The organism is Pseudomonas sp. MWU13-2105, from assembly GCF_023242315.1.
GTDB lineage: Bacteria > Pseudomonadota > Gammaproteobacteria > Pseudomonadales > Pseudomonadaceae > Aquipseudomonas.
In genome coordinates this window covers 83,129-102,319 of record NZ_JALLIY010000010.1, presented here as the reverse complement: position 1 = coordinate 102,319, position 19,191 = coordinate 83,129, and the positions used below count along the sequence as shown (strand labels likewise).

The window sequence follows — 19,191 nt, the reverse complement described above, 5'->3', positions numbered from 1 at the left end:
CCGGCATCAAGAATCGCAGGCAAAAAAAAGCCGCCCCCCGGCGGCCGAAAAAACCACGCTTCAACCACCACTCATATTCATGAAGCGGACGATCTGCACTTCTCCTTCAGGGTTGAAATCGTGGCGTAGCGGCTTGCGCCGCAGCGCCTGTTGCACTGCCTTGATCAGCGGTTGGTCGTCCAGCGGATAACGCCGCAGCAAGCCACGCAGATCAAGCGCGTCGTCCTGCCCCAGACACAGCAACAAGCGCCCTTCGACAGTCATCCGCACCCGGTTGCAGCTGCCACAGAAATTGTGGCTGTTGGGTGAAATAAAACCGATACGGGTCTCGGGATGGCGTTCCAGGCGCACATAGCGCGCCGGACCACCGCTGTTCTCGGTGCTGTCGAGCAAGGGATGACGACTGGCGATCAACGCCCGCACCTCGTCGCTGGAGCAGAACGACTCGCCCCGGGAGCGACCGACATCGCCCAAGGGCATTTCCTCGATAAAACTGATGTCGATGCGCTGATCGATGGCGTATTGCACCAATGCCGGGACCTCATCGAAGTTGCGCCCTTTCATCACCACACAGTTGAGCTTGATCCGCTCGAACCCGGCGCCGCGCGCGGCTTCAATGCCATCCAGCACCTGATCGAGATCGCCGTTGCGGGTGATCGCGCGAAACTTCTCGCCGTCCAGGCTATCGAGGCTGATGTTCATCCGCTGGACCCCGGCTTCCGCCAGCGGCCGCGCCAGCCGGCCCAGTTGCGAGCCGTTGCTGGTCATCACCAGTTCGCGCAAGCCGGGCAAGGCCGCGATCGTGCGGCACAGGCCGAGAATGCCCGGGCGAATCAGCGGCTCGCCACCGGTCAGACGGATCTTGCGCACGCCGAGGCCGACGAACAGTGTCGCCAGGCGTTGCAGTTCTTCCAGGGTCAGCACCTGCTGACGCGGCAGGAAAGTCATGTTCTTGGCCATGCAATACACACAGCGAAAATCACAACGATCAGTCACCGACATCCGCAGATAGTCGATCTGGCGCCCAAATCCATCCTGCATCCCAGTGCTCATCGCATTCTCCCGGTTGGCCAAGTCGTCACTGCAGCAGCGGTGAGTCGGCACCCTGCAGGCGAATGCCACGGATATCCGCCGCGCCGACCAGGGTTTGCAGGTACTGCACCAGGGCTTTTTGCCAGACACCCTGCTGCAACTGCGTGCGAATCGCCGTCGATACTGCCTCATAGGGCAACGGCTGGCCTTCGATCCGCTGATCGACACTGACCACATGCCAGCCGTAGCGGCTTTCCAGGGGTTTGCCGGCCAGTCCCGGGGCCAGGGTGAACAACTGCCGCTCGAACTCCGGCACGGTCTGGCCCTTGCTGATCTGCCCCAGGGAACCGCCCTGGGCCTTCGACGGACAGGCCGAATAGCTCACGGCCAGCTCGGCGAAACTGCCGGGCACATCCTCCAGGCGCTGCAGCAGGGTTTCGGCTTGATCGCGGGCCAGCACCCGGGCCTCGGCATCGTCCGGAGCACATTCGAGGAGGATATGCCGCACCGCCAGCAACGGGGCGCTGTGGAAGCGCCCACGGTTGTTGTCGTAGTAACGCAGACAGGTGACCTCGTCGCACTGCGGGACCTGCACCTCGCGTTCGAGCAACAAGCGCGTGGCGGCCTCCTCTTCGTTCTCGCCGGCACCGACCTGCAGCGCCAGGCCCAGTTCGGCGATGCGCTGTTGCAGCAACTCGCGGATCACCAGCGCCCGGGCGGCCTGGTACAGCGCCTCCTCGCGGCTTTCGGCCGGGTGATATTGCAGCTCCTGGGCCAACGCCTGCGGGCTGATCGACACCGCGTTGACGCTGATGATCGGCCACTCCTGCTCGCTGCTGGCGATCAACTGCGCCGGGACCTCATCGGCCCCCGCCGGTTCCGGCGCAAGCGCTTCGAACTGCACCGCCCCGGGCGCGACAACATCGGCCGGCGCGGGCGCCGAGGCCTGGGTTGAAGATCCGCAGCCACCGCTGCCGCCTTTACCACCACCACATCCACATCCACCTGACATGATTGCCTCCTCAGATTTTCTGCCGAACGATTTGATAACGGCGCCCCAGGTACCAGATCGGCGCACTGACGATATGCACCAGCCGGGTAAAGGGGAACAGCACGAACAGGGTCAAACCGAGAAACACGTGCAACTTGTAGATCAGCCCGACCGGGGCGATGGACGCCGCCGCTTCAGTCGGGTGTAACAACACGGTGTTCTGCGCCCAATCGGCAAGCAGCACCATGACCGAACCGTCCATATGCTCGGTGGACGCGACAATCGTCAGCAGGCCGAGCACCAGTTGCGCCAGCAGTACCAGCAACACCAGGATGTCCGAGGTGCTGGAGGTGGCGCGAACCCGTGGGTCGCTCAGCCGCCGCTTGACCAGCATCAGCAGGCCGACCAGGCACAACAGACCGAACAACCCGCCGGAGACCATCGCCAGCAGTTGTTTGTTCTCGGTGCTGATCAGATGGTGATAGACCGCCGCCGGGGTCAGCAGGCCGACGAAATGCCCCGCCAGAATGAACAGCACCCCGATATGGAAGAAGTTGCTCGCCACGCGCATGCCGCGCTGGTTGAGCATCTGGCTGGAGCCGGCCTTCCAGGTGTACTGCGACAGATCGAAGCGTGCCCAGCTGCCGATCAGGCAGATCGCCACGGCCACATAGGGATAGACCCCGAACAACAACAGGTTCCAGTTAGACATTACCGACCTCCCCGACCGGCGCGGCGGCCAGCCCTTCATGCTGAAAATCCACCCAGTGCAACGGCACCGCACTTTCTTCCCGGGCCTTGCCCGGGGCACTTGGCAGCGAACCGCAACGGTCCTGTTGCTCGGCCTGGAGAAAGTCCACCGCCTCCTCCTCCCAGACCTTGTCCAGCGCCTCCAACGAGTCGTCCCGGGGTTCGGCGGCGACTTGCGCGCGCAGCTCGGCCACCGCCTGCAAGGGTTCAGCGCCGGCAATCTGCAGCAAGGCGCGGAAACAACTGGCGTAGGCGCTCTCACGCTCGTCCAGACGTGCCGCGAGCAAGGCCAGCAGGTGCGCGACATCGGCCAGGCCCTCGCGGGCCTCAAGGTCTTCACGGGTGGAGAGAAACTCCAGGTACAACGGGATATAGTCGGGCAGCTCCTTGACGCCGATGGCAAAGCCGGCGGCTTCGTATTGCGCCATCATGTCGACCATCGCCTGGCCACGGTCGCGGGACTCACCGTGGACATGCTCGAACAGCAGCAGCGACAGCGAGCGCCCGCGGCCGAACAGCGCACCGTAGTGCTCCTGCCCGTCCATCAGGTCATTGGCGCAGATCAGTTCGAGCAATTCGAACAACGCACCGCGCTGCGTCGGGCTGATTTCCCGGGCCTGGATGATCGCCTGTTCCAGTTCGTCACGGCCGGCCACCAGGGTTTCGGTGGGATAGTCGAGCAGCAGCGAAATCACTTTGAGAATGCGCATGCTCATTCCTCCCACAACTGCACGGTTTTCAGGATGTCGCGGCGGTTGGCCTTCTTCGCGCCGAACATATTGGTGTCGGAGCTGCCGCTACAGCCGCTGCCGAAACTGAAGCCGCAGCCGGAACGTTCGGCAAAGGCGTCGCTCATGGCGTCTTCACGGTGCGCGCTGGGCACGACAAAGCGGTCTTCGTAGTTGGCGATCGCCAGATAGCGATACATCTCCTCGACCTGGGCCACGCTCAGGCCGACATCCGCCAGCACCTGCAGGTCCTGGACCCCGTCGACCTGCTCGGAACGCTTGTAGGCACGCATCGCCAGCAAGCGTTTCAGCGCGCGCTTGACCGGTTTCTCGTCACCCGCCGTCAACAGGTTGGCCAGGTAGCGCAGCGGAATACGCAGGCTGTCGACATCCGGGATGACCCCGTTCATGCCCACGGTGCCGGCGGTCGCGGCGTTCTGGATCGGCGACAGCGGCGGCACGTACCAGACCATCGGCAAGGTGCGGTATTCCGGGTGCAGCGGCAGTGCGAGCTTCCAGTCCACGGCCATCTTGTAGACCGGCGAACGTTGCGCCGAATCGATCACCGACTGCGGCACGCCATCGGCCAGGGCCTGGCGGATCACCGCCGGATCGTTCGGATCGAGGAAGATCTCCAGCTGTTTCTCGTATAGGTCCTGCTCATTGGCGGTGCTCGCCACTTCGGCGATACGGTCGGCGTCATACAGCAGCACGCCGAGATAACGAATGCGCCCGACACAGGTTTCGGCACACACCGTCGGCATCCCGGCTTCGATACGCGGGTAGCAGAAGATGCACTTCTCGGACTTGCCGCTTTTCCAGTTGAAATAGATCTTCTTGTACGGGCAGCCGCTGATGCACATGCGCCAGCCACGGCATTTCTCCTGGTCGATCAGGACAATCCCGTCCTCCTCGCGCTTGTAGATCGCCCCGCTCGGGCAGGACGCCGCGCAGGTCGGGTTGAGGCAGTGCTCGCAAAGGCGCGGCAAATACATCATGAAGGTGTTTTCGTACTCACCGTAGATGTCCGCCTGGATCTGGTCGAAGTTCTTGTCCTTGCGCCGCTTGGCAAACTCGGTACCGAGGATTTCCTCCCAGTTCGGGCCCCATTCGATTTTCTCCATGCGCTTGCCCGACACCAGCGAGCGCGGCCGCGCGGTGGGCTGGTGCTCGCCGAGTGGCGCGGTGTGCAGATGCTGGTAATCGAAATCGAAGGGCTCGTAGTAGTCGTCGAGGCTGGGCAGGTCCGGGTTGGCGAAAATATTCGCCAACACGCGGAATTTGCCGCCGATCCGTGGGTTGATCGAGCCGTCGGCATTGCGAATCCAGCCGCCCTTCCACTTGTCCTGGTTTTCCCACTCCTTCGGGTAGCCGATCCCGGGTTTCGATTCGACGTTGTTGAACCAGGCGTACTCCATGCCTTCGCGGCTGGTCCAGACGTTCTTGCAGGTGATCGAGCAGGTGTGACAACCGATGCATTTGTCCAGGTTCAGGACCATGCCGATTTGTGAGCGAATCTTCATCTCAGTTCTCCTCAATCCAGCTCGGTCGGCAGGGGACGCGGCAGGTCAGCGCCGGACGAACCGTCGAGCCAGTCGACTTTGGCCATCTTGCGCACCACGACGAACTCGTCGCGGTTGCAACCGACCGTGCCGTAATAGTTGAAACCGTAGGCCTGCTGGGCATAGCCGCCGATCATATGGGTCGGCTTGAGCACCACCCGGGTGACCGAGTTGTGATGGCCGCCACGGGTCTTGGTGGTTTCCGACCCTGGTACGTTCACGATCCGCTCCTGGGCGTGGTACATCATCACCATGCCTTCCTTGACCCGCTGACTGACCACCGCCCGGGCGGTCAGCGCACCGTTGACGTTGAAGCATTCGATCCAGTCGTTGTCCTCGATGCCGGCGCGTTTCGCGTCGATCTCCGAGAGCCAGACAATCGGCCCGCCACGGCTGAGGGTGAGCATCAGCAGGTTGTCGCTGTAGGTGCTGTGGATGCCCCATTTCTGGTGCGGGGTGATCCAGTTCAGGACGATTTCGGTTTCGCCGTTGCTGCGTTTGCCTTTCACCCCTTCGATGGTCCGGGTGTTGACCGGCGGCCGGTAGCTCATCAGTTGCTCGCCGAAGGCCTGCATCCACGGGTGATCCTGGTAGAACTGCTGGCGGCCGGTGATGGTGCGCCACGGGATCCCTTCATGGACGTTGGTGTAGCCGGCGTTGTAGCTGACGTGATCGTCCTCGAGCCCGGACCAGGTCGGGCTGGAAATGATCTTGCGCGGCTGCGCCTGGATATCCCGGAAACGAATCGCCTCGTGGGCCTTGGACAGGGCCAGGTGGCTGTGGTCGATGCCGGTGAACTCGGACAGCGCGGCCCAGGCCTTCACCGCCACATGGCCATTGGTTTCCGGAGCCAGGGAGAGGATCACTTCAGCGGCGTCGATAGCCGTGTCGATCTTCGGCCGGCCCTGGCTGATACCCGCCGCGCCTTCGCGGTAGTTCAGCTCGCCGAGGAATTTCACTTCCTCCTCAGTGTTCCAGTTGATGCCCTTGCCGCCGTTGCCGTGCTTCTCCAGCAGCGGCCCGAGGGAGCTGAACTGCTTGTAGATATTCGGGTAGTCACGCTCGACCACTTGCAGGTTCGGCGCGTTCTTGCCCGGCTGCGGGGCCACCCCGGCGGTTTTCCAGTCGGTGCCGCCGAATGGCTGGGCCAGTTCGCCGACGCTGTCATGCATCAGCGGTACGGTGACCAGATCCTGCTCGACACCCAGGTGCCCGACCGCCATGGCCGAGAACGACTTGGCAATGCCTTTGTAGATCTCCCAGTCCGAGCGTGATTCCCAGGCCGGATCGATGGCCGCCGACAGCGGATGGATGAACGGGTGCATGTCCGAGGTGTTCATGTCGTCCTTCTCGTACCAGGTCGCGGTCGGCAACACGATGTCCGAGTAGACGCAGGTCGAGGACATGCGGAAGTCCAGGGTCGTGACCAGGTCGAGCTTGCCGATGGCGCCTTCGTCGACCCATTCGGCCTCTTCCGGCTTGCAGTCGCCGACCTGGCCGATGTCTTCGTTCATCACCCCGTTCTTGGTCCCGAGCAGGTACTTGAGCATGTACTCGTGGCCCTTGCCCGAGGAGCCCAGCAGGTTGGAACGCCAGATGAACATGTTGCGCGGGAAGTTCACCGGGCTGTCCGGCTGCTCGCAGGCAAAGCGCAGGGAACCGTCCTGCAGCGCCTTGACCACATAGTCCTTGGGCGCCAGGCCGGCGGCCGCGGCATCGCGGCAGATATGCAGCGGATTGGTGTTCAGTTGCGGAGCGCTGGGCAGCCAGCCGGCGCGCTCGGCGCGGATGTTGTAGTCCAGCGCATGTTCGGGGAACTGGCTCTTGTCGGCCAGCGGCGAGAGCACGTCGTGCATGCTCATTTTCTCGTGGCGCCACTGCGAACTGTGGGCATAGAAGAAGCTGGTGCCGTTCATCTGCCGTGGCGGACGGCTCCAGTCCAGGCCGAAGGCCAGGGGCAGCCAGCCACATTGCGGGCGCAGCTTTTCCTGACCGACATAGTGTGCCCAACCGCCACCGGTCTGGCCGACGCAACCGCAGAGCATGAGCATATTGATCAGCCCGCGGTAGTTCATGTCCATGTGGTACCAGTGGTTCATCGCCGCGCCGACGATGATCATCGAGCGGCCACGGGTCTTGTCGGCGTTGTCGGCGAACTCACGGGCGATCTGGATCGCCTTCTCGCGGCTGACGCCGGTGATCTGTTCCTGCCAGGCCGGGGTACCGGGGACACTGGCGTCGTCATAGTCGCGGGCCACGTTGGCGCCGCCCAGGCCACGGTCAATCGCCAGGTTGGCGGCCGACAGGTCGAACACCGTAGCGACCTTGACCTGGCTGCCATCCGCCAGGGTCAGGCTGTGCACCGGCACCCGACGATATTGCACGGCCGCGCCGGCCACGTGCTGGAAGTGTTCCTGGGACTCGCCGGCAAAATACGGGAACGCCACTTCGGCGACGCCATCGCCGATCAGGCTCAGTTTCAGATCGATCTCGCGCCCTTCCCCGCCTTCACGGGCAAGGATGTTCCACTTGCCCTTCTCGCCCCAGCGATAGCCGATGGAGCCCTGGGGTGAAACCAGTTCGCCGCTGGCATCCAGCGCGATGGTTTTCCATTCCGGGTTGTTCTCCTGGCCGAGGTTGTCGGTCAGGTCCGAGGCGCGCAGGAAGCGGTCCGGTTGAAAGCCGGCACCCGGGGCGACCCCGAGCATCGGCTTGAGCAGCACCAGCACCGGCAGGTCGGTGAAGCGCTTGGCGTATTCGGTGAAATAGGCGCTCGGTTTGTCCAGGTGGAACTCTTTGAAGATCACATGGTTGAACGCCTGGGCCAGCGCCGCATCGGTGCCCTGCTTGGGGTTTAGCCAGAGGTCGGTGAGCTTGGCCACTTCCGAATAGTCGGGGGTGATGGCCACGGTCTTGGTGCCCTTGTAGCGAACCTCGGTGAAGAAGTGCGCGTCGGGGGTCCGGGTCTGCGGAACGTTGGAACCCCAGGCGATGATGTAGTTGGAGTTGTACCAGTCGGCCGATTCCGGCACGTCGGTCTGCTCGCCCCAGACCATCGGCGAGGCCGGTGGCAGGTCGCAGTACCAGTCATAGAAGCTCAGGCAGACCCCGCCGATCAGCGACAGGTAGCGGGCCCCGGCGGCATAACTGACCATCGACATGGCCGGGATCGGCGAGAAACCCACCACCCGGTCGGGACCATACTGCTTGATGGTGTAGACGTTGGCCGCGGCAATGATCTCGTTGACTTCCTCCCAGTTGGAGCGAATGAAGCCGCCCATGCCGCGCTTGCTTTTATAGGAGTCGGCCTTGACCTTGTCCTCGACAATGCTGGCCCAGGCTTCGACCGGTTCCAGGGTCTGCCGCGCATCGCGCCAGAGTTTTAGCAGTGGCTTGCGGATCTTCGGGTACTTGAGCCGGTTGGCGCTGTAGATGTACCAGCTGTAGCTGGCGCCCCGCGGACAACCGCGCGGCTCGTGGTTGGGCAGGTCGTTGCGGGTGCGCGGATAGTCGGTCTGCTGGGTTTCCCAGGTAATCAGGCCGTTCTTCACATAGATCTTCCACGAGCACGAGCCGGTGCAGTTGACCCCGTGGGTCGAGCGCACGATCTTGTCGTACTGCCAGCGCGAACGGTAGACATTCTCCCAGTCGCGGGATTCCTTGCGGGTCTCCCCGTGACCGTCGGCGAACTCGCTTTGCTTGCGGTTGAAGAACCGCAGTTGATCCAGTAAATGACTCACGGTGTATACCTCTCAGGCTTCGCGGGGTTCTGTGCCCCGCCCACGCAATGGTTGGATTCGGCTTGACTCAGCAGGGTGTCGCGGCGCCTTTGCGCGCGTACCACCACCAGGTCACCACGATGCAGCTCAGGTAAAAGCCGACGAACATGTAGAAGGCCATCTCCGGGCCGCCGGTATGGGCCATCGAAGTGCCAAAGGATTTCGGAATGAAGAACGCACCGAAGGCGCCGATCGCCGAACTGAAGCCGAGCACCGCAGCCGATTCCTTGCCGGCATTCTTCAGCGCCTGCTCGCGAGCCTCGGGCGCCTTCCCGGCAGAGAATTTTTCATGCAGGGTGCGGAAGATCACCGGGATCATCCGGAAGGTCGAACCGTTGCCGATCCCGGTGGTGATGAACAGCAGCATGAACAGGCCGAGGAAGCCGTAGAAGTTGCCGCCTGCGCCGTTGTGCGGCAGGAAGTGCAGGACGCCGAAGACCATCACGATCATCGCCACGAAGTTCCACAAGGTCACCTTCGCGCCGCCGAGCTTGTCCGCCAGCCAGCCACCCAACGGCCGCACCAGGGCACCGACCAAGGGGCCGAGGAAGGCGAACTTCAAGGCGATGACATCCGGGAAGGAGGTCTTGATCAGCAGCGGGAACGCCGCGGAAAAGCCGATGAACGAGCCGAAGGTGGCCAGGTACAACCAGCACATCAGCCAGTTGTGCTTGCGTTTGAAGATCACCGCCTGCTCGCTGAACGACGCTTTGGCGCTGGACAAGTCATTCATGCCGAACCAGGCCGCCAGCGTTACCGCGAGAATGAACGGCACCCAGAGGAACCCCGCGTTCTGCAGCCACAACTGGCCGCCGTCCGGCAGGACTTGCGACGCTCCGCCCATGGCGCCGAACGCGCCGAAGGTAATCACCAGCGGCACACAGAACTGCATCACCGACACGCCCAGGTTACCCAGGCCGGCATTCAGCCCCAGGGCCGTGCCCTGCTGCGACTTGGGGTAGAAGAAGCTGATGTTGGACATGCTCGAGGCGAAGTTGCCGCCACCAAAACCGCAGAGCAAGGCGATCAACACGAACACACTGTAGGAGGTGCCCGGGTCCTGCACCGCGAAGCCCATCCAGATCGACGGCAGCAGCAGCGAGGCGGTGCTCAGGGCGGTCCAGCGGCGGCCGCCGAAGATCGGCACCATAAAGGAGTAGAAGACCCGCAAGGTGGCCCCGGACAACCCCGGCAAAGCCGCCAGCCAGAACAATTGATCGGTGGTAAAACTGAAGCCGATGGCGTTCAGGCGCACGATCACCGTGCTCCAGACCATCCACACGGCAAAGGCCAGCAGCAGCGCGGGAATGGAAATCCACAGGTTGCGCGTTGCTGTCTGTTTGCCACTACTGCCCCAGAACGCTGAGTCTTCCGGGCGCCAGTCATGAATGACCGGGCCGCTCTCAGGCTTTTGTAGAACAGACATATTCGTCTCCTTGGACAAGGCTGGAAAACGGGGCAGTGGCGAGCGCTGGCTGTTTACCCAGCAGCGGGCGCCGACGAACTTCGCTGAAGTACATCCAGGTCAGGGAGACCCAGACCACGCCGTACATCAACATGAAGCAGGAGGAGCGCACGCCGGTCAGGTCCACCAGCGCACCGAACAGGATCGGCAGGACGAAGCCGCCCAGGCCACCGGCCAGGCCGACGATGCCGGACACCGCGCCCATGTTTTTCGGATAGTCATTGGCGATGTATTTGAAAACCGAGGCCTTGCCGAAGGCGAAGGCGATACCCATGACAAACAGCAGGCCGGTGAACAGCGTCGGGCTCAGGCCGATGTGCAGGTCCAACGGGCCATTGATGGTTTGCACTTGCAGCTGGGTCTGCGGATAGGACAGCAGGAACAGGCAGATCCAGCTGACCCAGAGCACCCACCAGGTCACGCTCTGCGCGCCCCAGCGATCCGACAGCCAGCCGCCGACGGCACGCAGCACGCCGCCCGGCAGGGAAAAGCAGGCGGCCAGCAGCGCCGCGCTTTGCAGGCTGAAGCCATATTCCTGCACGTAGTATTTGGTCATCCACAAGGCCAGCGCGACATAGCCGCCGAAGACGATCGAGTAGTACTGGCAGTAACGCCAGACCGCCGGGTCCTTCAGTGAAGCAAGCTGTTCGCGCAGCGGGGTGCCCGAGGCACTGCGGTGCGCCTTGTTCTCGGCGCTGAGAAACCAGAACAGCAACGCAGTGATAAAGAGGATCGCGCTGAAGACTTTCGGCACCAGTTGCCAGCTGCCCGCGGCGATCAGCGCCGGGGCGAGAAACTTGGTCAGTGCGGACCCGGCATTGCCGGCGCCGAAGATGCCCATGGCGAAGCCCTGGTTGTCCTGGTCGAACCACTTGGCCACATAGGCGATACCGACGGAAAACGAACCACCGGCCAGGCCGACGAACAAGCCCAGGACCAGGAACTGCCAATAGGCCGTGGCGTAGGTGATCAGGTACAGCGGCAGCACGCAGGACAGCATCAACAGGAAAAACACAATGCGCCCGCCAAACCGGTCGGTCAGCAAGCCCAGCGGCAAACGGACCAGCGAGCCGGTCAGGACCGGGGTCGCGACCAGCAGGCCGAACTGGGTTTCGTTGAGCTGGAGCAGTTCCTTGATCGGCACGCCGAGCACGGCAAACATCATCCAGACCATGAAACACACAGTGAAGGCCAGCGTGCTCATGCCCAGCACCAGGCCTTGTCGTACACGCGGTTGGGTCATCTCGCTCTCCAGATCAGTTAGCCATGGCCGCAGACTAGAGAGGCATACCCCGCAAAAACTTGATCCTTATCAACGAAGCCCAGGGGGGTCCAGGGCTATGCTGGCGACGCCTACCTCCAAAGAGGTAGACCGAAAAAACCTCAGAACCCTTTGTTTATCAGCCTCTTGCCTTCGCCGCGCGAAGCGTTTGCGGGCATCGGACGATCGACAACTCTTTAGAGGTAGAGCGCCAGGGACCGGCAGCAAAATCATTGCCAGCCATCCCCTGGAGTTCGATATGCCCGGTATTCCCGTCGTTGCCCCTGGGCGACAGCCTTGATTCGCTGGCTGCGCAGCTCCCTGCCCGCCCGCGCCGGGCTCGCGGTGATCCTGATCGCCGTGCTGGCCCTGGCCAGCTCGTTGAGCGCCGGGCTGATCGCCTGGTTCAGCCAGGGCGACGCGGCCGCGATCAACACCGCCGGCTCGGTGCGCATGGAAACCTACCACCTGTGCTGGAAGCTCGCCGCGGGGGCCGCCAGCGCAGAAATCAGCGGCATCACCGACAGCCTGCAACAGCGCCTCTCCAGCGAGTCACTCAAGGCGGTGCTGGAAGATGGCGCGAGTCTCGACCTGCAAGCCAGCTACCAGCAGATCCAGCAAAATTGGAAGGAGAATCTGCGCCCGGCGCTGGAGCGTGGCGATGTCGACTCGTTTCAAGCCGGGGCTCCGCCCTTCGTTGAACAACTGAACCAGTTCGTCAACCTGCTGCAGCGCCAAAGCGAGCACAAGCAAACCTGGCAACAGGTGATCCAGGGTGCGGCCCTGTTCACCACCATGATCGTGCTGCTGTTGGGTTTGTATGAATTGCAGTACGGCGTGATCACCCCGCTCAAGGAACTGGTGGAGGCGAACCAACGCTTTCGCCGCGGTGACTTCCAGGTACGGGTCAACCATCAATCCCAGGACGAACTGGGAGAGTTGGCCACCAGCTTCAACGCCATGGCCGAGACCATCGAGCAGTCCCACCGCACCCTGGAGACTCAGGTCCGGCAAAAGACCCTGAACCTGCAACAGGCCAATGCCGCCCTGGAACTGCTCTATCAGAGCAGTCGCAGCCTGGCCACGCGGCTGGCCAATGCCGAGGGGCTGGATGAACTGATCCGGCGCTTCCAGCAACGCCTGCCCGGCTTGCGCCTGTCGCTGTGCCTGCAAGGCCGGATGCAGGCCCCGGCCCAGCAACTGCTGGTGCTGCATGGTGCCAACAGCCGCGATGTCTGCGCCGGCAGCCATTGCGCCACCTGCCAGAAGCACCACCAGGGTAATCCGCACACTTTCAGCATCAGCAACCAGGGCAGCGAACTGGGCGAGCTCAAGGCACATTTCGTCGACGAGCACACGCCGCAAGCCTGGGAAACCGAGCTGATCCAAGCCCTGGCCAACCTGATCGGCACCTCGCTCTCGCTCAAGCGCCAACGCGAGCAGGACCACCGCCTGCTGCTGCTCGAAGAGCGCACCATCATCGCCCGCGAACTGCACGACTCACTGGCCCAGGCGCTGTCCTACATGAAGCTGCAAGTCAGCCGCATGCAGACCCTGATGCGCCGTGGCGAGCCGGTGGCGACCCTGGAAACCGTCACCGCCGAGCTGCGCGAGGGCCTGAACAATGCCTACCGCCAGCTGCGCGAACTGCTGACCACCTTTCGCCTGCAGATCCACGACGCCGGGCTGGTCCAGGAACTCCAGGATACCGCCGAGGAGTTCTCCAGCCGGGGCGATTTCCAGGTCCACCTGCACGTCGACAGCCTGGCCTTCGAACTGTCCGCCAGCGAGCAGATCCACATCCTGCAGATCACTCGCGAAGCGCTTTCCAACTGCCTGCGCCACGCCCATGCGGAAAATGCCTGGCTGCAACTGCGCCAGGACGGCGAAACCGTGCGCCTGTCGATCGAGGACGATGGCCGTGGCTTCAGCGGTAGCGTCGACCAACGCGAACATCACGGCCTGAACATCATGAATGAACGGGCGCGCAGCCTCCATGGCCGCCTACAGATACATTCCAGGGCGCCCCAGGGCACCCTCGTCCAGATGGAGTTCCGCCCGGAGTTCCTCGGACAGCCAACAGAAGGTAGTGTCCTATGAACCTGTCCCCGCAATCGCGGATCCTGCTGGTCGACGACCATCCGATGATGCGTCACGGCATTCGCCAGATCCTCGAACTGGAAGATGACTTGTGCGTCGTCGGCGAAGCCAATCATGGCGAGGAAGCCCTGACCCTGATCGCGCCGCTGCAACCCGACCTGGTGCTGCTCGACAACAACATGCCACGGATGAACGGCATCGAAACCCTGCGCTGCCTGCGCGCCATGAACTATCGGGGCAAGATCCTGCTGTTCACCGTGTCCGACGCCGAAGACGATATCCGTGACGCGCTGCGCCTGGACGCCGATGGTTATCTGCTCAAGGACATGGAGCCGGAGTTGCTGATCCAGTACATCCGCGATGCCTTGAACGGCTCCCTGGTGGTCAGTCCCGGCCTGACCCGGGTCATGGCCCAGGCGCTGCGCTCGCCACCGCGCCAGCCGGAGGTGGAGCTGACCGAACGCGAGCGCCAGGTGCTCAAGACCATTGCCAGTGGCCTGAGCAACAAGGTGATCGGCCACAAGCTGGGCATCACCGAAGGCACGGTCAAGGTTCACGTGAAGAACCTGCTGCACAAGCTCGGCCTGCGTTCGCGGGTCGAGGCGGCGGTCTGGGCCATGGAGCATCTGCGCGGCGCCGGCTGACGCGCATGGCCCCCGGGAGCCCCGGCGCGGACGGACTTGATCGCAATCAAGGCGCGCGGCTGGCAGACTTGCACACTGGCGGGGTCCATCAGCGGAGAGCATTCATGCCCCCTTCAACCTTGCCTCTGGTTTACTCCTGCTCAGGCTGCTCCAACGTCGCCCAACTGGCCAACACCCTGGCCCTGCGCCTGGATCGCGCGGGCCTCGCGCAAATGTCCTGCATCGTCGGCGTGGGTGGGCATGTCGCCGCGCTGGTCAACAAGGCCCGTTCGGGACGGCGGATCCTGGCGCTGGACGGCTGTCCGCTGCAATGCGTGGAAAGCTGTCTGCAACAGCATGGCCTGCGGGCCGATATGCACCTGATCCTCAGCCAGCACGGCGTGCGCAAACGCTATGGCGAGGATTGCAGCCCGGCGCAGGCCGACGAGCTGTTTGCCGAGATCGGGCAACTGCTTGTACAGCGCGACCGGCGCCTCTCAGTCAAGGAAATTTGACGCCGGGCGGTGCTTGCCTCAACCCGCCGCCAGGCCCTTCCCGGCACGCTCCAGATTGCGCCATAACCAAACCGGCAAGACCTCGGGGTCGAGGCTGTCGATCAGGTTCTTCAAGGTCAAGCCCAGCTCGGTATCGCCTTCGATCACCAGGCGCCGGCGAAAGAACAGCGTATCCGGGTCTTCCTGGCGACTGGCCAGGAGCAGGAACTCGCGCCAGTTACCGCTGATGGTCACATCGGCCCGGGCCCGCGCGGCGATCTGCAAGCCCTCGCGCCCCCGGGTCAGGTACCAGCTCAGCCCCAGGTCGGGAATTCGCAGGCACAACCAGCGCCCGCGCAACAGGTCGAACTGGCCATCGCCCAACGGCTCGGCGAAACAGCGGTTGAGCCCCTGTTGCAGGGCCAACCTTTGCAGCCCGAACGGCACTCGGCGAACCAACGGCAGCAAACGGTCGGCTCCACGCAACAGCCACTTTTTCCGATTCAACACAGGCCCACCTCCTCTACCCGCAACATCCCGGCCTGGCCATGCCAATAGCCGTTGCAGCCGTCGACGAACAGCGGCGGCGTCTCGCCCAGACAGACCCGCCGATAGGCCGCGATCACCTCGGTCATGCCCTGGGCCCGAGGGCTCAGGCGCAGCAGATCGGCGCCGCAGGCGACCAGCCCGGGATAATCGGCCAACAGATTGGTGACCTCGGCCGACATGGTCTGGATACCGTTGAGGGTGAACAGCGGCTGGCCTTCCTGGCTGCTCAGCGCCAGGCCATCGGGGTAGTCGAGGCAGCAGAACTGGCAGTCGTCCTTGGGCCGGTTTTGCGCGCGGGCGGTGAAACAGCGCGCCGAATAGGCCAGGGGCAGATGCCCATAGGCAAAGACTTCGACTTCCGGCACCGCCCGGCCCAGCTCGCGCACCTGGTCGAGTACCGCACGGATCAACTGCGCCGAGCACTCCACCGGCGGCACCCAACGGATCATCCCGCAATCGAGCAACTGACCGAGGGCATGACCGTTGTACAGGTTCAGCGCCGGCCCCGCGACAAAGGGCAACTGCCGTTCGGCGAGGAACTGCACCGCGCCCATATCGTTGGCCTCCACCAGCAACTCGCCGTTGTCGCACAGGCGCCGCAGGCTCGAGAGTTCCGAGGCGGCCTCGATCAGGGTCAGGCTCGAGAGCACCAGTTGCGCCTGGGTACAGGTCTGCAATTCGCGTCCCAGGCCCAGCCATTGATCAAGGGAAAAGGCCCGGCGTTTCGAACACACGGTTTCCCCCAGGTAGATGACATCCAGGGGCAAGGCGGACATTTCCGAGTAAAACTGCCCCAATTGGGTTTTGTCCCAGTAAAACAGCACGGGTCCCAGGCTCAGCTTCATTTCCAGTCCCTCATTGCCAGGCTCGATGATAAGCACCCAGGGTGGTCTGGCTGCCTTCGGACAAACCGGCCAGCGCCTGGCGCCACTGGTCCCTGACCGCAAAGCTGTGGGGCTGGGCGCGATAGGCATCCAGCGCGGCGCGCCAGACCCGGGTGACCTGCTCGACATACGCCGGGCTGCGCTGGCGGCCCTCGATCTTCACCGCGGCGACACCGATTGCCGCGAGCTCCGGCAGCAGGTCCAGGGTATCGAGGCTGGTGGGTTCCTCCAGGGCATGGAAGCGCTTGCCCTCGACCAGGAAGCGCCCCTTGCACAAGGTCGGATAGCCGGCCGGTTCATCGGCGCTGTAGCGATCAATCAGGACTTCGCTCAGGCGTGCGCTCAAGCCCTCGGCGTCCTCGCTCCAGCGCACCGCCTTGGCCGGCGAACAAACCCCGCACAGGTTCGGCGATTCGCCGGTAATGTAGGAAGACAGGTGGCAGCGCCCTTCAGCCATGATGCACAAACTGCCGAAACCGAAGACTTCGATCGGTACCGAACTGCTCGCCGCGACCTGGCGCACCTGGGCCAACGACAGCACCCTGGGCAACACCGCGCGGCGGATGTCGTAGCGCTGGGCGTAGAACGCCAGCGCGCCGGCATGGGTCGCCGAGCCCTGCACCGACAAGTGCAGGGGCAGTTGCGGATGACGCTGGCTGGCATAACTCAAGACCCCCGGATCAGCCGCGATCAGCGCGTCGACGCCCAAGTCGGCGGCGCGATCCACCGCCCGCTGCCAGCGCTCCCAACCCGCGGGCTGCGGGTAGGTGTTGACCGCGACATAGAGTTTGCGTTGGTGCTGGCGAATATGCGCGACCGCCGCGTCGAACTGCTTGTCGTCCATGTTCAAGCCGGCGAAGTGCCGGGCGTTGGTGTCATCGCGAAAGCCGACGTAGACGGCATCGGCGCCTTGGCGCACAGCCGCATTCAGCGCAGGCAGGTTCCCTGCCGGGCAGACCAGTTGCATGGGTAATCCTCATGAAAGAACTTGTCTCGCCCCCTGTGCACTGCGTGTCGCCAGCAGGCCCGGGGCGATCGACAATGCGCTGCCAGTCTAGCGAGACCGGCAGCCACGGCCTTGACGGCAATCAATTGCCGTCATTGCATCAGCTCGGCGAAGGACAGGAAGCTGACCGAGTCGTGCTTGCGCACCTGCTGTTCGCACTCGACCAGCGCCAGGCCGTCGGCCCAACAAGCCGCCATCAACATGGCCGAGCTTTGCTGCGGGTGCAGCTCCACCCAGACCTGGCCGTCGGCCCTGGGCACCAGCCGGGCTCGCAGATACTGCCGGCGCTTGTTGCGCTGCAACCAGTCGAAACCTGCCGGCAGGGCCAGTGGCCGTGGCAGCACTTCGCTCAGGCCCTGGGCCCTGAGCAGGAACGGGCGCAGCACCACCAGGGCGGTAATCAGCGCCGCCGACGGATTGCCCGGCAGGCCGAGCCACGGCTTGCCGGCCACTGCGCCAAAGGCCAGCGGTTTGCCCGGCTGGATCGCCAGGCGCCAGAAATCCAGGCTGCCAAGTGCCTCGATGGCCTGCTTGAGATGATCCTCCTCGCCCACCGAGACACCGCCCGAGGTCAGCAGCAGATCGCACTCCGAGGCAGCCAGGCTCAAGGCATCGCGGCTAGCGGCCAAGGCATCGGCCATGACCCCGTAGTCATACACCTCCACGCCCCAACCCCGCAGCAATGCCGACAGGCAATAGCGATTGCTGTTGTAGATCTGCCCCGGCGCCAGGTGCTGGCCCGGCTCGCGCAACTCGTCGCCACTGCTCAACAGGCACACCCGCAACGGGCGATAGACTTCGACCCGGGCAATCCCCACAGCCGCCAGCAAGCCCAGTTCCTGGGCGCGCAAACGCTTGCCGGCGCTGAGCAGCAACTGGCCGCGACGGACCTCCTCGCCCTCCTTGCGCACATGCTCGCCGGCCACCGTCGCCGGTAACCAGACCAACCCCTCGTTGGCCCGGCAATGCTCCTGCGGCACCACGGTGTCGGCCCCCGGCGGCAACGGCGCGCCGGTAAAGATCCGCGCCGCCTGCCGGGGCAGCAAGGGTTCCGCCGCCGCTTGCCCGGCGGCGATCCGCCCGCCCAGGGTCAACCAGCCACCTCCCGGCGGCAGGTCGGCGGCACAGCAGGCGTAACCGTCCATGGCGCTGTTGTCCCAACCGGGCAGGCTCAGCGGCGCCGTCAGATCCCGCGCCAGCACCCGCCCAAGGGCCTGATCGAGGGCGATCGTCTGAACCTCCGGTGGCGGCGGCGCCTGGTCGAGCAGATGCTCGATGGCCTGGTCCACCGGTGTCAGGTGGCCGCTGTCGCAGACCCGGCCGCTCATGAGCGCACCTCACAGGCCTCGATCACTCGCCGCGCCTGCGGTTTCAGGTGTGGCGCGAAATTGCATGGGCCGGTGCGGCTGTCCAGCTGTTCGACAAGGATGCTGTTCCAGGCGGTGCGGCAAGCACCGGGCGAGCCCGGCACGCAACACACCAGCACGCCATTGCTCATTCCGGCGAGGGCCCGTGACTGCAGGCTGGACATGCCGATTTCCGCCAGCGACACCTGGCGGAACAACTCGCCGAAACCGTCCACCAGCTTGTCCAGCAACGGCAGCACCGCTTGCGGCGTGTTGTCACGCGCGGTGAAGCCGGTGCCACCGGTCATCAGCACCACCTGGACCTTGGGGTCGGCGATCCAGTGCGAGAGTCTGGCGCGGATCTGATAGATATCGTCCTTGACCAGGTCGCGGTCGATCAGCACATGCCCGGCGGTTTGCAGCAAGTCACTGAGGGTCTGCCCCGAGGTGTCGGTGGCCGTGGTGCGCGTATCGCTGATGGTCAGCACGGCGATGTTCAGCGGTTCGAAAGTGCGTTGCGTCAGATGGGCCATATCCAAGCCTTCCCGTAGATGAGTATCGGCCCAAGCCTGAACCGAAATCCCCTGTGAACCTATTCCTCCAAGGAGGTACCTCGACCGG

Annotated in this window: 16 protein-coding genes; 3 read left to right on the top strand and 13 right to left on the bottom strand. The window is 63.8% G+C overall.

Features of this window, described 5'->3' with window-relative positions; translation table 11 throughout:
* Window positions 1–60: 60 nt before the first annotated feature.
* The 8 genes from moaA to M5B96_RS16140 form a co-directional block, all read right to left on the bottom strand.
* Entirely contained in the window at window positions 61–1,053 is a 993-nt protein-coding gene (gene moaA, locus M5B96_RS16175) for a GTP 3',8-cyclase MoaA (protein ID WP_248797740.1), read from the bottom strand.
* Window positions 1,054–1,078: 25 nt separating this feature from the next.
* A complete protein-coding gene (locus tag M5B96_RS16170; RefSeq protein WP_248797739.1) occupies window positions 1,079–2,044 on the bottom strand; it encodes a peptidylprolyl isomerase in 966 nt (321 codons plus the stop codon).
* Window positions 2,045–2,054: 10 nt separating this feature from the next.
* Entirely contained in the window at window positions 2,055–2,735 is a 681-nt protein-coding gene (narI, locus tag M5B96_RS16165) for a respiratory nitrate reductase subunit gamma (RefSeq protein ID WP_248797738.1), read from the bottom strand.
* Window positions 2,728–3,483, bottom strand: coding sequence for a nitrate reductase molybdenum cofactor assembly chaperone (gene narJ / locus M5B96_RS16160; protein WP_248797737.1), 756 nt, complete (start codon window positions 3,481–3,483; stop codon window positions 2,728–2,730). The genes narI and narJ overlap by 8 nt, the downstream gene beginning before the upstream one ends.
* A gap of 2 nt (window positions 3,484–3,485) precedes the next feature.
* Entirely contained in the window at window positions 3,486–5,024 is a 1,539-nt protein-coding gene (narH, locus tag M5B96_RS16155; protein ID WP_248797736.1) for a nitrate reductase subunit beta, read from the bottom strand.
* 11 nt (window positions 5,025–5,035) lie between these two features.
* Window positions 5,036–8,803, bottom strand: coding sequence for a nitrate reductase subunit alpha (locus tag M5B96_RS16150; RefSeq protein WP_248797735.1), 3,768 nt, complete (start codon window positions 8,801–8,803; stop codon window positions 5,036–5,038).
* Between the two features lie 67 nt (window positions 8,804–8,870).
* Window positions 8,871–10,268 (bottom strand): NarK family nitrate/nitrite MFS transporter, encoded by a 1,398-nt coding sequence (locus tag M5B96_RS16145; protein ID WP_248797734.1) that lies wholly within the window; start codon window positions 10,266–10,268, stop codon window positions 8,871–8,873.
* Entirely contained in the window at window positions 10,246–11,550 is a 1,305-nt protein-coding gene (locus tag M5B96_RS16140; protein WP_248797733.1) for an MFS transporter, read from the bottom strand. Before M5B96_RS16140 ends, M5B96_RS16145 begins: the two co-directional genes overlap by 23 nt.
* A 315-nt stretch (window positions 11,551–11,865) precedes the next feature.
* Between M5B96_RS16140 and M5B96_RS16135 the strand changes: the two genes are divergently transcribed.
* The 3 genes from M5B96_RS16135 to M5B96_RS16125 all read left to right on the top strand — a co-directional run bounded on the left by M5B96_RS16135 (window position 11,866) and on the right by M5B96_RS16125 (window position 14,806).
* Window positions 11,866–13,668, top strand: a complete 1,803-nt coding sequence (locus M5B96_RS16135) for a HAMP domain-containing protein (protein WP_248797732.1) — start codon at window positions 11,866–11,868, stop codon at window positions 13,666–13,668.
* A complete protein-coding gene (gene narL / locus M5B96_RS16130; RefSeq protein ID WP_248797731.1) occupies window positions 13,665–14,312 on the top strand; it encodes a two-component system response regulator NarL in 648 nt (215 codons plus the stop codon). The genes M5B96_RS16135 and narL overlap by 4 nt, the downstream gene beginning before the upstream one ends.
* A gap of 104 nt (window positions 14,313–14,416) precedes the next feature.
* Window positions 14,417–14,806 carry a putative zinc-binding protein gene (locus tag M5B96_RS16125; protein WP_248797730.1) on the top strand — a complete coding sequence of 130 codons (390 nt, stop codon included), beginning with the start codon at window positions 14,417–14,419 and terminating at the stop codon, window positions 14,804–14,806.
* A gap of 18 nt (window positions 14,807–14,824) precedes the next feature.
* Here M5B96_RS16125 and ubiT read toward each other — a convergent pair whose 3' ends face one another.
* The 5 genes from ubiT to moaB form a co-directional block, all read right to left on the bottom strand.
* Window positions 14,825–15,295: a ubiquinone anaerobic biosynthesis accessory factor UbiT gene (gene ubiT / locus M5B96_RS16120; RefSeq protein ID WP_248797729.1), complete on the bottom strand. Its 471-nt coding sequence runs from the start codon at window positions 15,293–15,295 to the stop codon at window positions 14,825–14,827.
* Window positions 15,289–16,179 (bottom strand): U32 family peptidase, encoded by an 891-nt coding sequence (locus M5B96_RS16115; protein WP_248797728.1) that lies wholly within the window; start codon window positions 16,177–16,179, stop codon window positions 15,289–15,291. The genes ubiT and M5B96_RS16115 overlap by 7 nt, the downstream gene beginning before the upstream one ends.
* Before the next feature lie 10 nt (window positions 16,180–16,189).
* Complete coding sequence (gene ubiU / locus M5B96_RS16110) at window positions 16,190–17,185, bottom strand: ubiquinone anaerobic biosynthesis protein UbiU (protein WP_248797727.1); 996 nt, start codon at window positions 17,183–17,185, stop codon at window positions 16,190–16,192.
* Between the two features lie 131 nt (window positions 17,186–17,316).
* Window positions 17,317–18,552, bottom strand: coding sequence for a gephyrin-like molybdotransferase Glp (gene glp, locus M5B96_RS16105; protein ID WP_248797726.1), 1,236 nt, complete (start codon window positions 18,550–18,552; stop codon window positions 17,317–17,319).
* Window positions 18,549–19,103 carry a molybdenum cofactor biosynthesis protein B gene (gene moaB, locus M5B96_RS16100; RefSeq protein WP_248797725.1) on the bottom strand — a complete coding sequence of 185 codons (555 nt, stop codon included), beginning with the start codon at window positions 19,101–19,103 and terminating at the stop codon, window positions 18,549–18,551. Before moaB ends, glp begins: the two co-directional genes overlap by 4 nt.
* Window positions 19,104–19,191 lie beyond the last annotated feature (88 nt).

Excerpts from the sequence above, each read along its gene's own strand:
- narJ (WP_248797737.1), bottom strand. The coding sequence starts at position 3,483 with ATGCGCATTCTCAAAGTGATTTCGCTGCTGCTCGACTATCCCACCGAA.
- M5B96_RS16145 (WP_248797734.1), bottom strand. The coding sequence starts at position 10,268 with ATGTCTGTTCTACAAAAGCCTGAGAGCGGCCCGGTCATTCATGACTGG.
- M5B96_RS16140 (WP_248797733.1), bottom strand. The coding sequence starts at position 11,550 with ATGACCCAACCGCGTGTACGACAAGGCCTGGTGCTGGGCATGAGCACG.
- narI (WP_248797738.1), bottom strand. The coding sequence starts at position 2,735 with ATGTCTAACTGGAACCTGTTGTTGTTCGGGGTCTATCCCTATGTGGCC.
- M5B96_RS16170 (WP_248797739.1), bottom strand. The coding sequence starts at position 2,044 with ATGTCAGGTGGATGTGGATGTGGTGGTGGTAAAGGCGGCAGCGGTGGC.
- ubiU (WP_248797727.1), bottom strand. The coding sequence starts at position 17,185 with ATGCAACTGGTCTGCCCGGCAGGGAACCTGCCTGCGCTGAATGCGGCT.
- moaB (WP_248797725.1), bottom strand. The coding sequence starts at position 19,103 with ATGGCCCATCTGACGCAACGCACTTTCGAACCGCTGAACATCGCCGTG.
- glp (WP_248797726.1), bottom strand. The coding sequence starts at position 18,552 with ATGAGCGGCCGGGTCTGCGACAGCGGCCACCTGACACCGGTGGACCAG.
- M5B96_RS16115 (WP_248797728.1), bottom strand. The coding sequence starts at position 16,179 with ATGAAGCTGAGCCTGGGACCCGTGCTGTTTTACTGGGACAAAACCCAA.
- narH (WP_248797736.1), bottom strand. The coding sequence starts at position 5,024 with ATGAAGATTCGCTCACAAATCGGCATGGTCCTGAACCTGGACAAATGC.
- M5B96_RS16125 (WP_248797730.1), top strand. The coding sequence starts at position 14,417 with ATGCCCCCTTCAACCTTGCCTCTGGTTTACTCCTGCTCAGGCTGCTCC.
- moaA (WP_248797740.1), bottom strand. The coding sequence starts at position 1,053 with ATGAGCACTGGGATGCAGGATGGATTTGGGCGCCAGATCGACTATCTG.
- narL (WP_248797731.1), top strand. The coding sequence starts at position 13,665 with ATGAACCTGTCCCCGCAATCGCGGATCCTGCTGGTCGACGACCATCCG.